The 16,667-nt window shown below is 35.3% G+C and carries 12 protein-coding genes; 2 read left to right on the top strand and 10 right to left on the bottom strand.

Annotated elements, in window-relative coordinates; genetic code table 11:
• Window positions 1–2: 2 nt before the first annotated feature.
• The 10 genes from lpxD to ACP5P5_RS05925 form a co-directional block, all read right to left on the bottom strand.
• The gene (gene lpxD, locus ACP5P5_RS05880; RefSeq protein ID WP_428285175.1) at window positions 3–1,019 is read right to left on the bottom strand and encodes a UDP-3-O-(3-hydroxymyristoyl)glucosamine N-acyltransferase; all 1,017 of its coding nucleotides are present in this window, start codon (window positions 1,017–1,019) and stop codon (window positions 3–5) included.
• 169 nt (window positions 1,020–1,188) lie between these two features.
• Window positions 1,189–3,570, bottom strand: a complete 2,382-nt coding sequence (locus ACP5P5_RS05885; RefSeq protein WP_428285176.1) for a glycoside hydrolase family 3 N-terminal domain-containing protein — start codon at window positions 3,568–3,570, stop codon at window positions 1,189–1,191.
• A 68-nt stretch (window positions 3,571–3,638) separates the two neighbouring features.
• The gene (locus ACP5P5_RS05890) at window positions 3,639–4,202 is read right to left on the bottom strand and encodes a Crp/Fnr family transcriptional regulator (protein WP_428285177.1); all 564 of its coding nucleotides are present in this window, start codon (window positions 4,200–4,202) and stop codon (window positions 3,639–3,641) included.
• Between the two features lie 84 nt (window positions 4,203–4,286).
• A complete protein-coding gene (locus ACP5P5_RS05895; RefSeq protein WP_428285178.1) occupies window positions 4,287–5,852 on the bottom strand; it encodes a mechanosensitive ion channel family protein in 1,566 nt (521 codons plus the stop codon).
• Window positions 5,853–6,263: 411 nt separating this feature from the next.
• On the bottom strand, window positions 6,264–6,842 hold the full coding sequence (locus ACP5P5_RS05900; RefSeq protein ID WP_428285179.1) for a DinB family protein: 579 nt from the start codon (window positions 6,840–6,842) through the stop codon (window positions 6,264–6,266).
• The gene (locus ACP5P5_RS05905) at window positions 6,766–7,557 is read right to left on the bottom strand and encodes a TIGR00266 family protein (protein ID WP_428285180.1); all 792 of its coding nucleotides are present in this window, start codon (window positions 7,555–7,557) and stop codon (window positions 6,766–6,768) included. Before ACP5P5_RS05905 ends, ACP5P5_RS05900 begins: the two co-directional genes overlap by 77 nt.
• A gap of 112 nt (window positions 7,558–7,669) precedes the next feature.
• Entirely contained in the window at window positions 7,670–11,272 is a 3,603-nt protein-coding gene (locus tag ACP5P5_RS05910; protein ID WP_428285181.1) for an efflux RND transporter permease subunit, read from the bottom strand.
• 49 nt (window positions 11,273–11,321) lie between these two features.
• On the bottom strand, window positions 11,322–12,524 hold the full coding sequence (locus ACP5P5_RS05915) for an efflux RND transporter periplasmic adaptor subunit (RefSeq protein WP_428285182.1): 1,203 nt from the start codon (window positions 12,522–12,524) through the stop codon (window positions 11,322–11,324).
• 26 nt (window positions 12,525–12,550) lie between these two features.
• Entirely contained in the window at window positions 12,551–13,957 is a 1,407-nt protein-coding gene (locus ACP5P5_RS05920) for a TolC family protein (RefSeq protein WP_428285183.1), read from the bottom strand.
• 38 nt (window positions 13,958–13,995) lie between these two features.
• Window positions 13,996–14,682 carry a TetR/AcrR family transcriptional regulator gene (locus ACP5P5_RS05925; RefSeq protein ID WP_428285184.1) on the bottom strand — a complete coding sequence of 229 codons (687 nt, stop codon included), beginning with the start codon at window positions 14,680–14,682 and terminating at the stop codon, window positions 13,996–13,998.
• A 156-nt stretch (window positions 14,683–14,838) separates the two neighbouring features.
• On the opposite strand from ACP5P5_RS05925, the gene ACP5P5_RS05930 reads away from it, so the two are divergent.
• Together ACP5P5_RS05930 and serC are read left to right on the top strand one after the other, a co-directional pair.
• Window positions 14,839–15,480, top strand: a complete 642-nt coding sequence (locus ACP5P5_RS05930) for a DUF502 domain-containing protein (protein ID WP_428285185.1) — start codon at window positions 14,839–14,841, stop codon at window positions 15,478–15,480.
• Window positions 15,481–15,557: 77 nt separating this feature from the next.
• Complete coding sequence (gene serC, locus ACP5P5_RS05935; RefSeq protein ID WP_428285186.1) at window positions 15,558–16,628, top strand: 3-phosphoserine/phosphohydroxythreonine transaminase; 1,071 nt, start codon at window positions 15,558–15,560, stop codon at window positions 16,626–16,628.
• Window positions 16,629–16,667: the final 39 nt, after the last annotated feature.

The following is a 16,667-nucleotide window of genomic DNA, read 5'->3' on the forward strand; positions in this document are numbered from 1 at the left end:
AATCATTTACTTTTTTCAAGAGCAGTTACACGCTGGGCTAATTGTTCCAAATTTCTAAAATGAATGTAAGCTTTACGATACTTGTTTGCATCAAATGCAGGTGATCCCATATATACTTCGCCTGGTTTTGTTATATTTTTAGAGATACCTGATTGGGCTGTAATGATGGTATTATCAGCAATTTGCAAATGGCCTACAATACCTACCTGCCCACTGAACATGCAGTTTTTACCTATTTTTGTAGAGCCTGCAATAACACCATGTGCTGCAATATAAGTGTTTGCACCTACTTCCACATTGTGTGCAATGTGTATTAAATTGTCGAATTTAACCCCTGTTCTTAAAATAGTAGAACCAAGCGTCGCTCTATCAATAGCACAATTAGCACCAATTTCCACATCATCTTCTATAACCACATTTCCAATTTGTGCAATTTTTTTATTACCCTCATTTTGTGGGTCAAACCGAAAGCCATCACTACCAATTACTGTTCCTGAGTGAATGATGCAATTTTTGCCAATTTGCGTTTCAGAATATATTTTAACCCCTGCAAACAAAGTGGTATTATCGCCAATTATGCAATTATCACCAATATACACTTGCGGATATATTTTTACATTATTACCAATTTTTGTGTTTTCACCAATATATGCAAATGCACCTACATAAACATTTTCACCTACAGTGGCTGTATCTTCAATTTGGGAGTTAGGGGCTATACCAGTTTTGTTAAGTTTTATTTGATTGTATAATTCCAACAATTTCGCAAATGCTGCTTGTGCATTTTCAACCCTAATTAAAGTTGCGGTAACAGGTTCCTTTACTTCAAAATCTTTATTGATTATTACTATAGAAGCCTTTGTGGTATACAAATATTGTGTATACAGTGGATTAGATAAAAATGATAATGAACCAGGCTTACCTTCCTCTATTCTAGATAGGGCAGATACCGTTTCCATATTATTACCTTCAATAACACCTTGAAGCATGTCTGCTATTTGTTGAGCCGAAAATTGCATAAATTATTTTTAGTATGTTTATAGAATACCTTCTAAAGGTAAATGTATTTTACTTGCCTGAAACAATGCAAAGAATTTATAAAATAAAAGGCAACCTTGAACGTTGCCTTTTATATTGCAATTATTGGTTGAAGTTGGGAATTGCACTTATTAACTTTACTAGGTTTATTTATTTTTTCCCCAATTCGTTTATTGGTTGTTGGGGCACCATTAAATGTTTTACTTTTTCGGTAATTACTTGTTGCGGTAATTGGAAGGTAGCTGTTTGCAAAATATTAGCTGATGAATTTCCAACTTTAATGGTATAAGTTCCGGCATCAGCAATCCAAGCAGATTGATCAGTTACAAAGGAAGCTAGGTCAGCGGAAGTTAAAGAAAAAGAAATGGTTGTTGACTGTCCGGGTTGTAACAATGGTGTTTTTGCAAAAGCCTTTAGTTCTTCTGCAGGTTTACCGATTTTACTATGGGGTGCAGAAACATATAACTGAACCACTTCTTTTCCGGCAACTTTACCTGTATTCGTAACATTTACCTTAACAACAACATTTTGCTTCATAACATTAGCACTTAACTGAAGCGGCTTCATATTAAATTGAGTGTAGGATAATCCATAACCAAAAGGATAAGCAGTGTTTACATGAAAGGTTGTAAAATAGCGATATCCAACATAAATACCTTCTTCATAAATTACCTCTGCAGGCACACCAAATAAAGAAAACCCTTTGTGTTCATTAGGCTGTAATTCTTTTCCGGGGAAGTTTTTGGCAGATGGTTCATCATCATAACGAATGGGGAAAGTAACTGCTAATTTTCCTGAAGGATTTACTTTGCCACTAATAATATCAGCAATAGCATTGCCTGCTTCTAAACCGGGTTGCCAAGCTAATAAAATGGCATCGGGCCAACTGCGCCAGCTATCTGTTTCAATAACTCCGCCAATGTTTAAAACAACTATTACTTTCTTGTTTTGTTCATGAAAAGCCTCACAAACCTTTTGTATCATGTTTTTTTCTTCTACAGATAAAGTAAAATCATTTTCTACTTTTCTGTCAGCTCCTTCGCCGGCATTGCGGCCAATAGTAATTATTGCAGCGGCAGCATGTTGTGCTTCTGTTTGCAACAAAGGCTCCTCTAAATTCATTTCTTTAACTCGTGGTACTAATTCAAAAAAGAATCTTGGTTTAGGTTGTTTGGCTTTTTCGGTTGTTATATAAGTGGTATAAGCTTCAATCAGGTTTTTGTCAATGCTATATCCTGCATTTAATAACCCTTTATCCAATGAAATGGTATAAGCTTTATTTACATCACCACTACCGGTACCCCCGGCAATAATATCATACGAAGTATTGCCAAAGAGTGCTATTTGTTTATTGTTTTTAATTGTTAACGGCAGTGCGTTGTTGTTTTGTAATAATACCATTCCTTCTGTAGCAGCTTTTCGAGAAATTTGTGCATTTGCTTTTAAATCAGGTTTATTGGTATAAGGAATTTTTTTGTAGGTGGGTGATTCGAGAATTAAATCCACTACTCGTGCTGCATTTCTGTTAATAACATCTTCGCTTAATGTGCCATCTTTTACAGCTTTAAGAATAGCATTGTATTGTAAAATAGTACCCGGCATTAATAAATCGTTGCCAGCTTTCATTTGTGCAACGGCATCTTTCCCACCAAACCAATCTGTCATTACCAAGCCTTTAAAGCCCCATTCATTCCGAAGAATATCAGTTAATAAATCATGGCTTTCAGAAGTATAAGTGCCGTTAATTAAGTTGTAAGAAGACATTACAGTCCAGGGTTGCGCCTCCTTTACGGCAATTTCAAATCCTTTCAAATAAATTTCGCGTAAAGCCCTCTCACTAATAATTGTATTTATGCTATTTCTATTAGTTTCCTGATTATTGGCAACAAAATGTTTAATAGAAGTTCCCACACCATTTTGTTGAATGCCACGAACCATTGCAGCAGCAATATGCCCCGAAACTACTGGGTCTTCTGAATAATATTCAAAATTTCTGCCACCCAAAGGGTTTCGCTGAATATTCATAGCCGGTCCTAGAATTACATCAATACCATATTGTTGAATTTCGCGTCCAAAAGCTTTCCCTACAGTTTGCACCAAACTGGTATCCCATGATGATGCCAATAAAGTACCTACCGGCCATGCTGTTGCATAGTAGGTTTGATTGGGATGATTGGGACGAAGAGGGTTAATACGTACCCCGGCTGGCCCATCGGATAAGGTTAAAGAAGGCAATCCTAAACTTGGTATAGCATGTGTACGTCCTGCAGCACCAGGTACTTTTTCAGGAATAGAAGCATCTTGTGGTAATGATGGTGGTAACTGAAAACCAGGCGCTGCATGTTTAGCCGTATCTTTTTTATCGGATGCAGCAGTAGGACCGGGTAAACGCATACCCATTCCAACTACTAATTCAACTTTTTGCTCCAAGGTCATCCGTGCTATTAAATCATTAGCTTTACCTGATTGGCCATATAGTGTGGGTGTGCTACAAAGGATAGCAAGGGCAGGCAATAGTGTAGAAAATTTCATAATTGATTGTTAATGAAATATAAAGTTCAATTGATTGTGAACATGTTTCATTGACAATTATCAAAAAACTAACGATGCGCCCTAATACGGCTCAGTGTTTCCTGTGTAATACCTAAAAATGAAGCGATATAAGATAATGGTACCCGCTGTAAAATAGTAGGATGCTCATCGGCCAAACGCCTGTAACGATGTAAGGCGGTTTCAAATTGTATGGCATCCATTCTTTGCTGAGAAGAAATTAAGGAGCGGGTTAACAATTTACGCAACCAGCGTTCCACATCATGGTATTCATCACACAAATGCATCAAATCATCATGATGTATACCCATGATAACAGATGGCTCAATGGTATGGATATTCAATTTGCTGGGTGTACGTTTAAAAAAACTGGTAATAGAAAGAAAAAAAGTACCATCCATGGCCAGCCATTCGGTAATTTCTTTGCCATGTTTAAAATAATAAATACGAGCCAATCCGGAAGATACAAAATAAATATAATCTGAAACAATGCCTTCTTTTAGCAGTAAATAATCTTTGGGCAATTTCCATTGTTGCCATTGTTGTAAAAAAGCCTGTAAACTATCTTCAGAAAAATAGCCTGTTGCAGAAATTTTTTGGGTCAAACGGTCCATAGTACATACCAACTTTGTGCCAACGAAATTAGGCTTTAGTTCAATAGAAAGTTATAAAAATACCGAATAGCAATTCTGACGGATTTATGATATATTTTCAGCATTATCCGCATTCATATTTTTGGTGTTTACTATAAAACCCGGTGCAGTATAATTATCAGGCAGATAATCAGAAGGGATAGTGGTCTGATTTCCATCTCGCAAATTGGTATAATGCGCCGACATAATTTCTATACCTGCTTCATTAAAAGTATCTTGTATATTGGCGTGCAAAAGGGAATATAATTCTGCCTGTTTATTGGGTTGTTTCGTATAAGCATTAATCTGATAACTTACATAGAAGTCATTCAACGAAGTTTGCAATACAAAAGGTTCGGGATTTTTTTCAACATACGTTGTAGCCAATGCAGCTTTAATTAATAAAGCATGCACCTGCCGCCATGGAGCATCATACCCAATGGTAATGGTTGTATGCACAATTAAACCTCGTTCCGGCGCATCGCTACTGTAATTAATGGTATGGCTATTTAAAATAGTAGCATTGGGAATAGAAATTATTTCATTTTTAATGGTTCTGATGCGTGTAACCAACAAGGTTTTTTCAATCACATCGCCTGTAATATCTGCAATTCGAATACGATCGCCCAATTTAAATGAGCGCATATAAGTTAATACCAACCCTGCAATAATATTACTGAGCGAACCGGAAGATCCAAAAGTGAATAACACACCCAAAAAAACTGAAACGCCTCTGAATACCGGGCTGTTTGAACCCGGCAGATAAGGAAAAATTACAATAAGCAAAAAAGCAAACAAAAGAATACGTATAATTTGATAAGAAGGGTTTGCCCAATCTGCATAAAAACCCGGAATAGATAAAGAGCCCTTTTCAATTTCTTTTTTAAGGTAACGAATGCCTTTTAAAACCAATCTAAATACAAACAGTATAACTATAATGGTGATTAAGTTTGGCAAATAATCCCAAATACCAAATAAAATTTTTTTTAACGGATCAACAAAATAGGATAATAATCTTGTAGCTATTGTTTTTGTCCATGGAAAAATTCCAAATACTAAGGGAAAGGCAAGATAAATAGCAATAAAAATGATGATCCATTTTATGATACGCAGCGCAGACTTAATTAGATTTATTTCCTGTTCAACAGATAGTAATTCATAGTTTTTTATTTTAACCCCCTTAATTTGTGCATGATGCGTTGAAGCAATATTTGTTTCAATTTTTACAAATAATTTTATAACATAACGTACAACAAATAGCAATACAATAATTACAATTAATGCCAGAATAATTTGCTTAAGAATATTTTGCCAACTTGTTTCCTGACGATAATTCTGAATAGCAGTTTTAATTTTTAACAGATAAGAATTTGCCAATTGCAGTTTACCCGTATTCTCCCATAACGCATCATTTTCTGTAATACTCATCACAACTAAATCATGAAACACTATATCTACCGTACTTTCATTATCCACAATACCTAGCGAATCAACAGCAAAATTATAATTATCGGCCAATGCCTGAATTCGATTGTTAATAGCATTTGCTCTGTCGGCAGCAGAAAAACTACCTAATGAAGTATAAACAGTAAACAAGGTATCGCCAAAAGGAGCTACAGCAAAACCATGCATTATTTTTTTTTAAGGAATCAATTTTTTGTTTTTGAACGGCCACACGAAGACTGTCTTTTTGTTTCAACAAATCCAGTTGTTGCTGCAAGACTTGTTTTTGTTGTTGATTTGTAGCGGAAAAATTTTGTAATTCAAGAAAGAGGTTTATCTTTTTTAAAGAATCAGCTTGCCGTTCTAATTCAATTTGTTTCAATTGATTGGCTTGTTGCTGAAAATATATTTGCTGTGCTGAATCAGTATATAAAGCAAGAGCATCTTTTTTTGCGCTGTGCCATTATTGTAATGGGCAGTAGTATCCAACACAGAATTATTATTGCATTTATCTTTTTCATCAGGCATAAATTTAATACATTTCAGTCATTTCACTTGAGCCATACAACATGATGTTGACAGAAGAAAAAGAAATTCGATTTAAGTTAAGGAAGCATAAAAACCCAAATCTTTTCCGGTCATTTGTTTGGTTAACAAAGCAATTTGACCGGTATGATAAGAAAAATGTTCGGTTACATGAACAAGAATGGCAATACCGCTCATTTCATAAATTTGAACGGAATAATTTTTCAACAAGCAATCAAAAGAATAATTATTTGCTACTTGAACGGCTGCCGCTATAACCGCATTCAATTGCGTTAACAATGCAGCTTTAGATAATTGGGGTTTTTGCTCAAACTCTGCATTCCGATTGCGTTGAAAATCCTGCGCTCCTAAGGTTGCCAGTATATATTGGCTGATATTTCCGCAAAGATGCAATACCAAATTTCCAATACTGTTACTAACGCTATTGTATTGCTGCCAAACCTGTTGTTCAGACAATAAGGTAAAGCAATACTCCGTTTTCTTTACATTTTCTTGCCAGTAATGTAGGCAGGTTTGTAACAATGCTTGTTGAATATCATAAGTCATAACAATAATTTTACCAGCCATCACCATCCAATAAATTACCCAAACCGCCAAGTACACTTCCTTCTTCTTTCCTTTTAAATGTTGCATATTGTAAAATACGGCCTGCCAAGCGGCTAATCGGCAAAGTTTGTATCCATATGCTTCCCGGCCCCCTGAGTGTGGCAAAGAAAACTCCTTCACCGCCAAATAATGTATTTTTAATACCTCCAACAAACTGAATGTCGTATTGCACCGTTGCCGTAAACCCAACAATACAACCTGTATCTATTTTAAGTAAATCGCCCGGTTGCAACTCTTTTTGTTCAACATGTCCGCACGCATGTACAAATGCCATACCGTCACCTTCTAATTTTTCCATTATAAATCCTTCCCCGCCAAACAAACCCGTTCCTAATTTTCTTTGAAACTCAATGCCAATACTTACCCCTTTGGCTGCACAGAGAAATGCATCTTTCTGGCAAATTACTTTGTTGCCCAATCGATTGAGATCGAGAGGAATAATTTTGCCCGGGTAAGGTGCAGCAAAGCTTACATGCTTTTTCCCTGCACTAACATTTGTGTAGGCAGTCATAAACAGATTTTCACCCACCAGCATCCGCTTTCCGGCCGAAAATAATTTACCTAACAATCCGTTATTCTGTTTACTGCCATCTCCAAAAATAGTTTGCATGGCAATACCCTCTTCCATCATCATAAAAGCACCCGGCTCAGCAACAGCGGTTTCATTAGGGTCTAACTCAATTTCAACATATTGCATTTCTTCACCAATAATCCGGTAATCAATTTTATGGTTTTGAATCATACCAAAATTTTGAGTGAAAATACAAAAGGTTTTGCAGCATTTTGAATAGAACTAAAAACAAAAAAGTCGTTATGAAAATATCATAACGACCTTTTTTGAAAAAACTGAGGTATTAAAACCAGCTTCCTATGAAAGCTTCATTAACATGTTTCAATTGCAGGCGCTTTCTTTTTTGAACATGCCGCCTGTGGTTAATTAATGTTATAATGATTAATAGTAAGAAAATTATTGTAAATGGCGGTATAGCTAAAAAGCTAATCCATTTACCACCAAACATGCGGCGCATAGGTTTGCGTAAACGCTCTGCTATCAAGTACATAGAAGGTACAATAATTAATGTCATGAAGAAAGCAAAAGCCAAACCAAAAATAATGGTCCATGACAAAGGCTTCCAGAACACCACATTATCACCGCCAAAATAAATGTGCGGGTTTAATTCTGAGAACAGCGTTATGAAATTAATATTAAAACCAACTGCAATAGGTATAAATGCTAATATAGCAGCTAAAGCAGTTAATAATACCGGAATAATACGTGTTTTACCTGCAGCAATTAAAGCTTCACGTGTTTTCATTCCACGCCCACGTAATTCATCGGCAAACTCAATTACTAAAATTCCATTTTTAACTACAATACCTGCAAGACCAACAATACCTAAGCCAGTCATTACCACCGATACTTGTAAACCGGAAATAGCAAAACCCAACAACACTCCAATTACACTGAAAATAATTTCTGTTAATATTATAATTGGCTTACTAACGCTATTGAATTGCAGTACTAAAATAATTAAAATTAAACCTAATGCTATTAGTAATGCTTTACCTAAAAACGCACCTGTTTCAGCTTGTTGTTCCCCCTCACCGGTTTGTTTAATGGTAACACCAGCAGGAACTTTTGGCTTGAATTGATCAATATATTTTTTCAACACCTGATTTACTCCGGTTGCATCGTAACCCTGATTGGTTAATACATTGGAGCGTAACGTAATTAAACGCTTTTGGTCTTTTCTTTTTACACTTCCCAAAGTATTGGTTGGTTCAACTTTCACTAATGCGCTAATAGGTATATTTTTAATTGCACCACCGGAAGCTATGTCGCGGAAAGAAATGCGCATATTCAACAAGTCGTTTAAATTTTGACGCTGATAATCCTGACTGCGTAATTGAATTTTATATTCATCTTTTCCTTCTTTAATTTTAGAAACCTCGCGACCAAATAAAGAAGTTCGAATTTGTTGCCCAATTTGTGCAGTAGAAATACCTTCCGTTAAAGCCCTATCGCGATTAATGGTTAAAGTAAGTTCCGGATTTTTTAAATCAACATCCATTTTTAATTCTTCAACTCCGGGTACTTGTATCGAGTCTAAATAATTTTTCAACGATGTAGCAGTACCAATTAAATTATCGAAATTTTCGCTGGCAATTTCAATATTAATTGGAGGATCGGTTGGTGGCCCCGAGCTTTCCTGATCAACTGTAATTTCTGCACCGGGTATGCCTTTCATTACAGCTCTAATTTCATCTAAATATGGTGCCGTAGAAATGCCGTGACGCTTTTCATACTCTACAAATGAAACCTGTATTCTACCTAATTCACTACGTGTGCTTCTATCACCACTCATAGGATCGGCAGCACCAACAGCTACGTTGCTAATTACGCTTTCTACAATTGGGTTCGTTTTGCCTTTGGCTTCATCAATACCCAATACTTTATTTACACGACCTTCCAACACACGTGTAATAGAATCTGTGTACAACACATTAGTACCAACCGGAAGCTTCAAATAAACATAAATTTGGTTTGGATCGCCCTTCGGAAAAAATGTTATACCTACATGGTTTGTACTGATAGCAATAACAAAACCAATTAATGCAACAAAAAACAAGGCAATAGTTGCTAACAATAATTTTACCGGACGCCATCCGTACAATGCCCATCGCAAAAGGTTTTCATAGTGATTCATTATCCATGGTAGGCCGTGATTTTGGAAATAATGAATGGCATCATCTAATACAAACCGATTAAACACTACCAGTATCATGAAGAAGAGTAACAAGTTGCCAAAGAAAGTTAATCCAATAACATCTAACAAAATACCAATAACAATAGCAACCCAAAAAGAACTCTTTTTAAATAGTTCTTTTTTGGGAGGCTTCTCTTCCCCTTCAGGATGATTCATAAAGTCAACTGCAAAAACTGGATTCATGATAAATGCTACTACTAAAGATGCAGCTAAAGTAAAGATGAGCATGGTAGGCAGATAAATCATAAACTTACCAATAATACCCGGCCAAAATAATAATGGAAAGAAGGGGGCTAATGTAGTAAGTGTACCGGCTAATACAGGCACAAATACCTCACCAGCTGCCATTCTGGCTGATGTTTGAATAGGTATTTTACCTTTTCCTTGCGTAAATATTCGATGCGTATTTTCAATTACTACAATTGCATCATCCACAATAATTCCCAAACCAAATAGCAATGCAAAAAGCACTATAAAGTTTAAGGTAACGTGTGAACCTACAATTAAATCTGCACCGGGCAAAAATACAAATGCCACAAACATACTTAGCGGAACAGATAAGGCAACGAAGAATGCATTGACTACGCCCATGAAGAACATGAGTACAATTAAAACCAGTACAAAGCCAATTACAATAGAGTTCACTAAATCATTGAATGAGCTTCTTGTTTTAATACTTTGATCGCCGGTGATAACAGCCTTTAAATCTTTTGGAAGTGATGATGCTTTCATTTTTTCAACAACAGCTTTCACCGCATCACTTGTTTCAATTAAATTTTCACCTGAACGTTTAATAATATTTAAGGTAATTACATTTTTCCCATCTAAACGGGCAAAGCTTTCACTTTCTTTGGTGGTATCCTTAATGTGGGCAATATCTTTTAAATAAACCGGAGCACCCATTTGGTTACGTAAAATTATTTTAGAAATATCTGCAGCGGTTTTTAACTGACCTTTAATTTGCAGATTGCGCTTCATATTTCCTACATCTAATAAACCACCGGAAATATCAAGGTTTTCTCGCTGTACGGCATTAGTAATGTCATCGAATGTAATACCGGCTGCCTCCATTCTAAAATTATCTACATTAATTTGAAATTCACGATCAGGTGCACCCACTTCATCTACCCGATTAATTTGCGGTATATTTTCCAGTTCATCTTTTACATCATCAGCATATTTTTTTAGTTGTTGCAAGTCATAATCGCCGCTAATGTTTACATACATAATGGGTTGATCACTAAAACTAACTTCTAATACGGTAGGCTCTTGTGTTAAGTCGGTAGGTAAATCTTGCTTGGCTTTATCAACCGCATCTTTCACTTTTTGTAGTGCTACTTCAGTTTTTACATCCGTTTCAAATTCAACAGTAATAGCAGAATAATCTTGTTGAGATGTACTGGTAAATTTTTTAATTTTTGCTCCGGTAATACCCTTAATTTGTTTTTCAATTGGCCTGGTAACCAAGTTCTCAATGTCTTTAGGCGAGTTACCCACATAAATAGTTTGCACATAAATAGTGGGAATAACAATATCCGGAAATTGCTCTTTAGGCAATGTAATAAATTGAAAAATTCCGCCAATACTTACAAAGAGCATGATTAAATACATGGCCGTTTTGTTTTTAATACTCCATGTAGTTGGCGCAAACTCTTTAAACTTGCTGTTTATATCTTCTAATAAACTCATAAACTTATTTTAAAGCTGTATGTATAAGGTTAACTATAAAATAGCAGTACTACAATTTTGTAGTAACTAATTGACCATCGTATAAGCTTTGATATCCATCGGTAATGATTTGATCACCAGGTTGTAACCCACTTAAAACTTCTACATTATCGCTATTCATCATGCCAATTTTTACAGAATGTTTTCTGGCTACCAAACGCCCGCCCTCTTTTACAGCTACTAAAACATATTTTCCGTTTTCATCATTTTGTATAGTATTAATAGGTGCAGTGATAGCATTGTTAGCTTTATAATCTTGAATGGCTACAACAGCTACTTGATTAGGATAATATTCCTTTCCGGAAGGTAGTTTTGCCTCAGCAAAAAAACTTCTGTTATTAGCATCAATTAAATTTCCAATAACGCTAATAGTGGCATCAATTGATTTATTAATATCGGGTAAGGTTATTTTAACAGGCGAACCCACCATCACTTTACCCAAATAATTTTCAGGCACTTGTGTAGTAACTTTTAAATCACTGGTATTCACAATTTTAATTTGTGGAGTTGTTCCGGAGAAACCGGTAAATAATTCACCAACACGAACATTTACATCATCAGCCACTCCATCAATATCTGCATAAACCTTCGTGTACTCTAATTGTTGCTTAGTAATATCTAATTGCTTTTGCAAAGTAGCCAACTGACTTTCTAAATTTGCTACGTTGTTTTTTGCAGTAATAAGCTGTACTTCCGTACCAATATTTTGATCCCATAGGTTCTTTTGTTTTTGATACAATGTTTTAGCAAAATCAAGCTGTGTTTGAACAGTAGCAATATTCTGCTGTGCAGCATTTAAACTTTGTTTAGCTATGGCGTCATCTAATTGCAATAGTAATTGCCCTTTATGAATTTTATCACCTTTCTTCACATATAAAGCTTTTACAACACCCCCCGCACCCTTGGGAGCTACATAAGCAATGTTAACTGCATCAACACGTCCTTGTAAATTAATATAATGAATAAATGTTTGAGGCACAACAGTTGATAAAACAACCAACTTCGCTTTTTCAGTATTGGCAAAACTGGTATCTTGCTGTGCTAGCTTTTTTTCTAAATCGCTAATTTGTTGATTTATTTTTTGCTGTTGTTTTTTTAAATCTGCTAATTGCTGCTTTTCATTTTGTACTTCAGAAGAAGATGACTTTGCCGAACAAGCAGCCATTGTAATAGCAGTTGTAGCAATTATAGTGTATTGAAATATTTTTTGCATATAATAAATTTATTTTTTTGAATGAATTATAATTTTCCGGTTGCTTTTAAATAATCAACTCTGGCAATTACAGCATCGTACAATGCATTAACATAATTGGTTTGGGCTGTTTTTAGGTCTGTTTCTGCAGAAGTTATTTCTGTGTTACTTCCTGTTCCAACCTCGTATTTCTTTTTTGTTTGGTTGTAAACGGTTTCTGCTAACTGCATATTTTTCTTTTGAAAATCGAGTGTTTCTAAAGCACTAGCAAAGTTTAGTTGAGCAGTTTTCACATCATTATCAATAGAAAGTTTCAAGGCATCTAAAGAGTTATCGGTTTGTTTAAGCTCTAATCGCGATTGCTTAATTTTTGAATCTTTTGCAAATCCATCAAACAAAGGCACACTGATATTTAAACCAATTGCCGAAGCGGTAAACCAATCACCTTTTTTATCAAAAAAATTAAACTGGCTACGAAAAGCCTGTTTCGCAAATGAACCGGATAAGGTTACGGTTGGCAAATAACTCATTTGATATCGCTTTACATTGTATTGGTTTAGTTTTTTTACTAACTGTAAGTATTGAAAATCTTTTCTATTGATGTACTGATAAGCTGTATCATTTAATACATTATCTTTTATTGCATCTTCATTTATATTATCAGTAAGGATAAGCGAATCTTTAACCGGCATGCCAAGTAAAATTTTTAGGCCCAAATAACCAACAGCAATACTGTTTAAGGTTTTTTGTTTTTCGGTTTGCAGGTTCGCTAGTTGTACGGAAGTTTTATCAACATCTAGTTTTTCTGCAAACCCGTTTTTATACATTTCTTGTGTATCGTGTAACAACTTTTGAAAGCGTTCAATATTAGCATCGAGCAATGCTACCTGGGTTTTACTTACCACTAACTGATAGTATACTTTATAAATATTGGCCTTAATATTTTCTTCGGTTACTTCAACATTCTTTTGTTGGTATTGCATAGATGTAGCACGTGCTTGTAACCCAACAAATACCTGACCATCAAACAAAATTTGTGAGAGGGCAACACTTGCAGTAGCATTGTAAGGTGTACCGAATTGCGCCTGCACATACCCAAAATCTGATGGAGCAACGATTGGATTTCCTGCTCCATTTTTTACTCCTTCCTGTACCAATACTCCATAAGTAGCTGCAGCAATAAAGTTGGGAAAACTCTGAACTGCCACATTGGGATAATAATTCGTACTAATCCCTCCATTTAATTGCGGCAATGCAGCCGACGTTACCCCACGGTTTATTTGCTGCTGTATTTGAACATTTAATAATGCATTTTTAATTTGAGCATTGTTTTTATGTGCATATTCTATGCATTGTTGTAATGAGAATGCATGTATTCCCTCACCGGTTTGGGCCCTTAACACAATACTACTGCTAATGGTAACAAATAGCAGTATCATTAATTTTTGTTTCATACCCTTCATTTATAAGTTTACGTTTTAGATATTTTAGTTTATATGCGATTGAATTCCTTTTCGAGATACTTTGTAATTAACTTTTGGCCTTTTGTGGTTGCAATTCCGTATAAAAAATGCTGCGTGATGGCTTCAGCCAATTCTGCCAAACTGTATTTACTACCTATAGATTGATTGAATGCAGGATTAAATATTAAGAAAATTGACTCTATTCGGTAAGCAGCCATAATATCAATTTTTATATCAGAACGATAAAGCTCTTCTTCAATGCCTCGTTTTAAATTGCGGGTAATCTCCTGATACAAAAACTTATTTTTATGCTCGTAAAATTGCCGAAAAGCTTTGGGATGATATTTTTCCAATTCATACAACAGCAGCGGATTCATATTTTTCAGCATGTCTTCCACCATTTCAATAGCCAAGAAAACCTCGTGTATGGCATTTTCGCTTTGTTGGCATTGAAAAGTGCACCGCTCTGCATTTCTTTTTATTTCAACTTGTATTACCTGTTCTACCAAATTATCCTTATCAGTAAAATATTGGTATAAGGTCTTTTTACTCATGCCCAGCTGCGAGGCAATTTCATCCATACTTATACTACGAACGCCGTAGCGCATAAATAGCTCATGGGCTTTTGTAATCATCCGCATTTCATTTTCCATAACGGGCGCAAAACTATGGAAACTTTTAATGTTACCAAAGTTTCTATCAATATTTTTCTTCATTTTTTTATAAATACGAATAAAGTATTACTTATAAACAAAGAAAACCGCATGAACGACATTGAAAAAAAATTCAAGTAACCGAATATGAATATTTATAAAACAAATCTGTTTACTGATTTATGTGCTTTATTACCCATTTTATTGTAAACTTGTGGTATGAAAAAAAGCCGGATTTCTTTGGTTTTTCAATTGTTACTGCGTAATATTTTAAAACACTTATTACAAGGTCTGGCAGTTTTAGCACCCATAGGTATAACTATTTGGCTGGTGGTGAGTGGTTTTAATTTTATTGATGGCATTTTACCCAATATTATTCATAGTATTTTCCCCGATTTAATTAAGGAAAATCCTGATGGCAGCTTAAAACGCATTCCGGGTGTTGGCTTTATTGTTGTAGTTATAGTTGTACTATTGGTTGGCCGTATCTCTTCGTCATTCATCTTTTCAAAAATTGTAGAAGCTTTCGATACCATTTTAGAACATACGCCCGGCGTAAAATTTATTTACTCCTCAGTAAAAGATTTTTTTGAAGCGTTTTCGGGTAATAAAAAGAAGTTTGATAAACCAGTTATGGTAAATGTTGATGCCAATGATGTATGGCGTTTAGGTTTTATAACCAGCAAAGATGCATTAGGATTTAATTTGCCCGATCATATTGTTGTATATGTACCACACTCTTATGCCATTAGTGGTATTACTTACATTGTTCCAAAAGAAAGAGTTCGTATTGTAAATAATATGAATGCTGCCGAAGCTATGAAATTTATAATTAGTGGCGGAATTACCGAACACGACTAACTACCATTTGTTTTCATGAATTTATTAACGCATTGCTTTGCCGCTATTTAATTAAATTGCAGCACTTTTTAGTAATCATGAAAAAACATAATTTCAATTCAGGCCCTTCCATTTTGCCTGCAAAAGTAATAGAACAAGCTGCTGCAGCATTGCACGATTTTAATGGAATTGGATTATCAATTTTGGAAATTGGTCACCGTACCGATTGGTTTATTGCTGTTATTGAAGAAGCCAAAGCGTTGGTAAAGCAACTAATGCAACTAAATGATGATTACGAAGTTTTGTTTTTACATGGCGGTGCCACTACTCAGTTCATGCAAATTCCAATGAACTTCCTAACACCCAACGATACCGCTGCCTATTGCGACAATGGCATTTGGGGAAGTAAAGCTATTCAGGAAGCCGGTTTTTTTGGCAATGTGCACATTGCAGCTTCATCAAAAGATAAAAAGCATACTTACATACCCAAGAACTTATCACTACCCAACACCGCCAAATATTTACACATTACAACCAACAATACGGTTGAAGGTACTCAATGGCATAGTTTACCGGAAACAAACTTGCCACTGGTAGCCGACATGAGTAGTGATATTTTTAGCAAGCCCATGCCTTTTAACCAATGTTCACTTATTTATGCCGGCGCACAAAAAAACATGGGCGCTGCAGGGGTTACCTTGGTTGTAATAAAAAAGAATTGGGCAGGTTCTATACAAAAGCCTGTTCCACCCATTATGCACTACCAAAAACATATTGAAGCAAAATCATTATTAAATACACCGCCGGTATTTGCTATTTATGTTGCTTTACTTACCCTTCGTTGGATAGTTGCAGAAGGAGGATTAACTGAAATGGAAAAGCGTAGTAAACAAAAGGCTGCATTGCTTTACAATACCATTGACAGCTTACCCATTTTTACATCATCTATTGCCAAAGAAGATAGAAGTTTAATGAATGCAGTATTTTTTATGAAAGATGAAAACTTACTGTCTTCATTTTTGCAAACCTGTTCCGAAAATGGAATGGTAGGTGTAAAAGGCTATAGAACCGTTGGTGGCATAAGAGTAAGTATGTATAATGCCCTACCGTTAGAAAGCGTTCAGGCATTTTGCGAATTAGCCCAATATTTTGCTCAAAAGCACGGATAAATAATTTCATAAACAAGTTTTTTAAATCAATTAACAATA

Origin of the sequence: Hydrotalea sp., assembly GCF_049968455.1 — a bacterium.
Classification (GTDB): Bacteria; Bacteroidota; Bacteroidia; order Chitinophagales; family Chitinophagaceae; genus Hydrotalea.

Coding starts and splice junctions, on each gene's coding strand:
- lpxD (WP_428285175.1), bottom strand. CDS start 1,019: ATGCAATTTTCGGCTCAACAAATAGCAGACATGCTTCAAGGTGTTATT.
- ACP5P5_RS05885 (WP_428285176.1), bottom strand. CDS start 3,570: ATGAAATTTTCTACACTATTGCCTGCCCTTGCTATCCTTTGTAGCACA.
- ACP5P5_RS05890 (WP_428285177.1), bottom strand. CDS start 4,202: ATGGACCGTTTGACCCAAAAAATTTCTGCAACAGGCTATTTTTCTGAA.
- ACP5P5_RS05895 (WP_428285178.1), bottom strand. CDS start 5,852: ATGCATGGTTTTGCTGTAGCTCCTTTTGGCGATACCTTGTTTACTGTT.
- ACP5P5_RS05900 (WP_428285179.1), bottom strand. CDS start 6,842: ATGCAACATTTAAAAGGAAAGAAGAAGGAAGTGTACTTGGCGGTTTGG.
- ACP5P5_RS05905 (WP_428285180.1), bottom strand. CDS start 7,557: ATGATTCAAAACCATAAAATTGATTACCGGATTATTGGTGAAGAAATG.
- ACP5P5_RS05910 (WP_428285181.1), bottom strand. CDS start 11,272: ATGAGTTTATTAGAAGATATAAACAGCAAGTTTAAAGAGTTTGCGCCA.
- ACP5P5_RS05915 (WP_428285182.1), bottom strand. CDS start 12,524: ATGCAAAAAATATTTCAATACACTATAATTGCTACAACTGCTATTACA.
- ACP5P5_RS05920 (WP_428285183.1), bottom strand. CDS start 13,957: ATGAAACAAAAATTAATGATACTGCTATTTGTTACCATTAGCAGTAGT.
- ACP5P5_RS05925 (WP_428285184.1), bottom strand. CDS start 14,682: ATGAAGAAAAATATTGATAGAAACTTTGGTAACATTAAAAGTTTCCAT.
- ACP5P5_RS05930 (WP_428285185.1), top strand. CDS start 14,839: ATGAAAAAAAGCCGGATTTCTTTGGTTTTTCAATTGTTACTGCGTAAT.
- serC (WP_428285186.1), top strand. CDS start 15,558: ATGAAAAAACATAATTTCAATTCAGGCCCTTCCATTTTGCCTGCAAAA.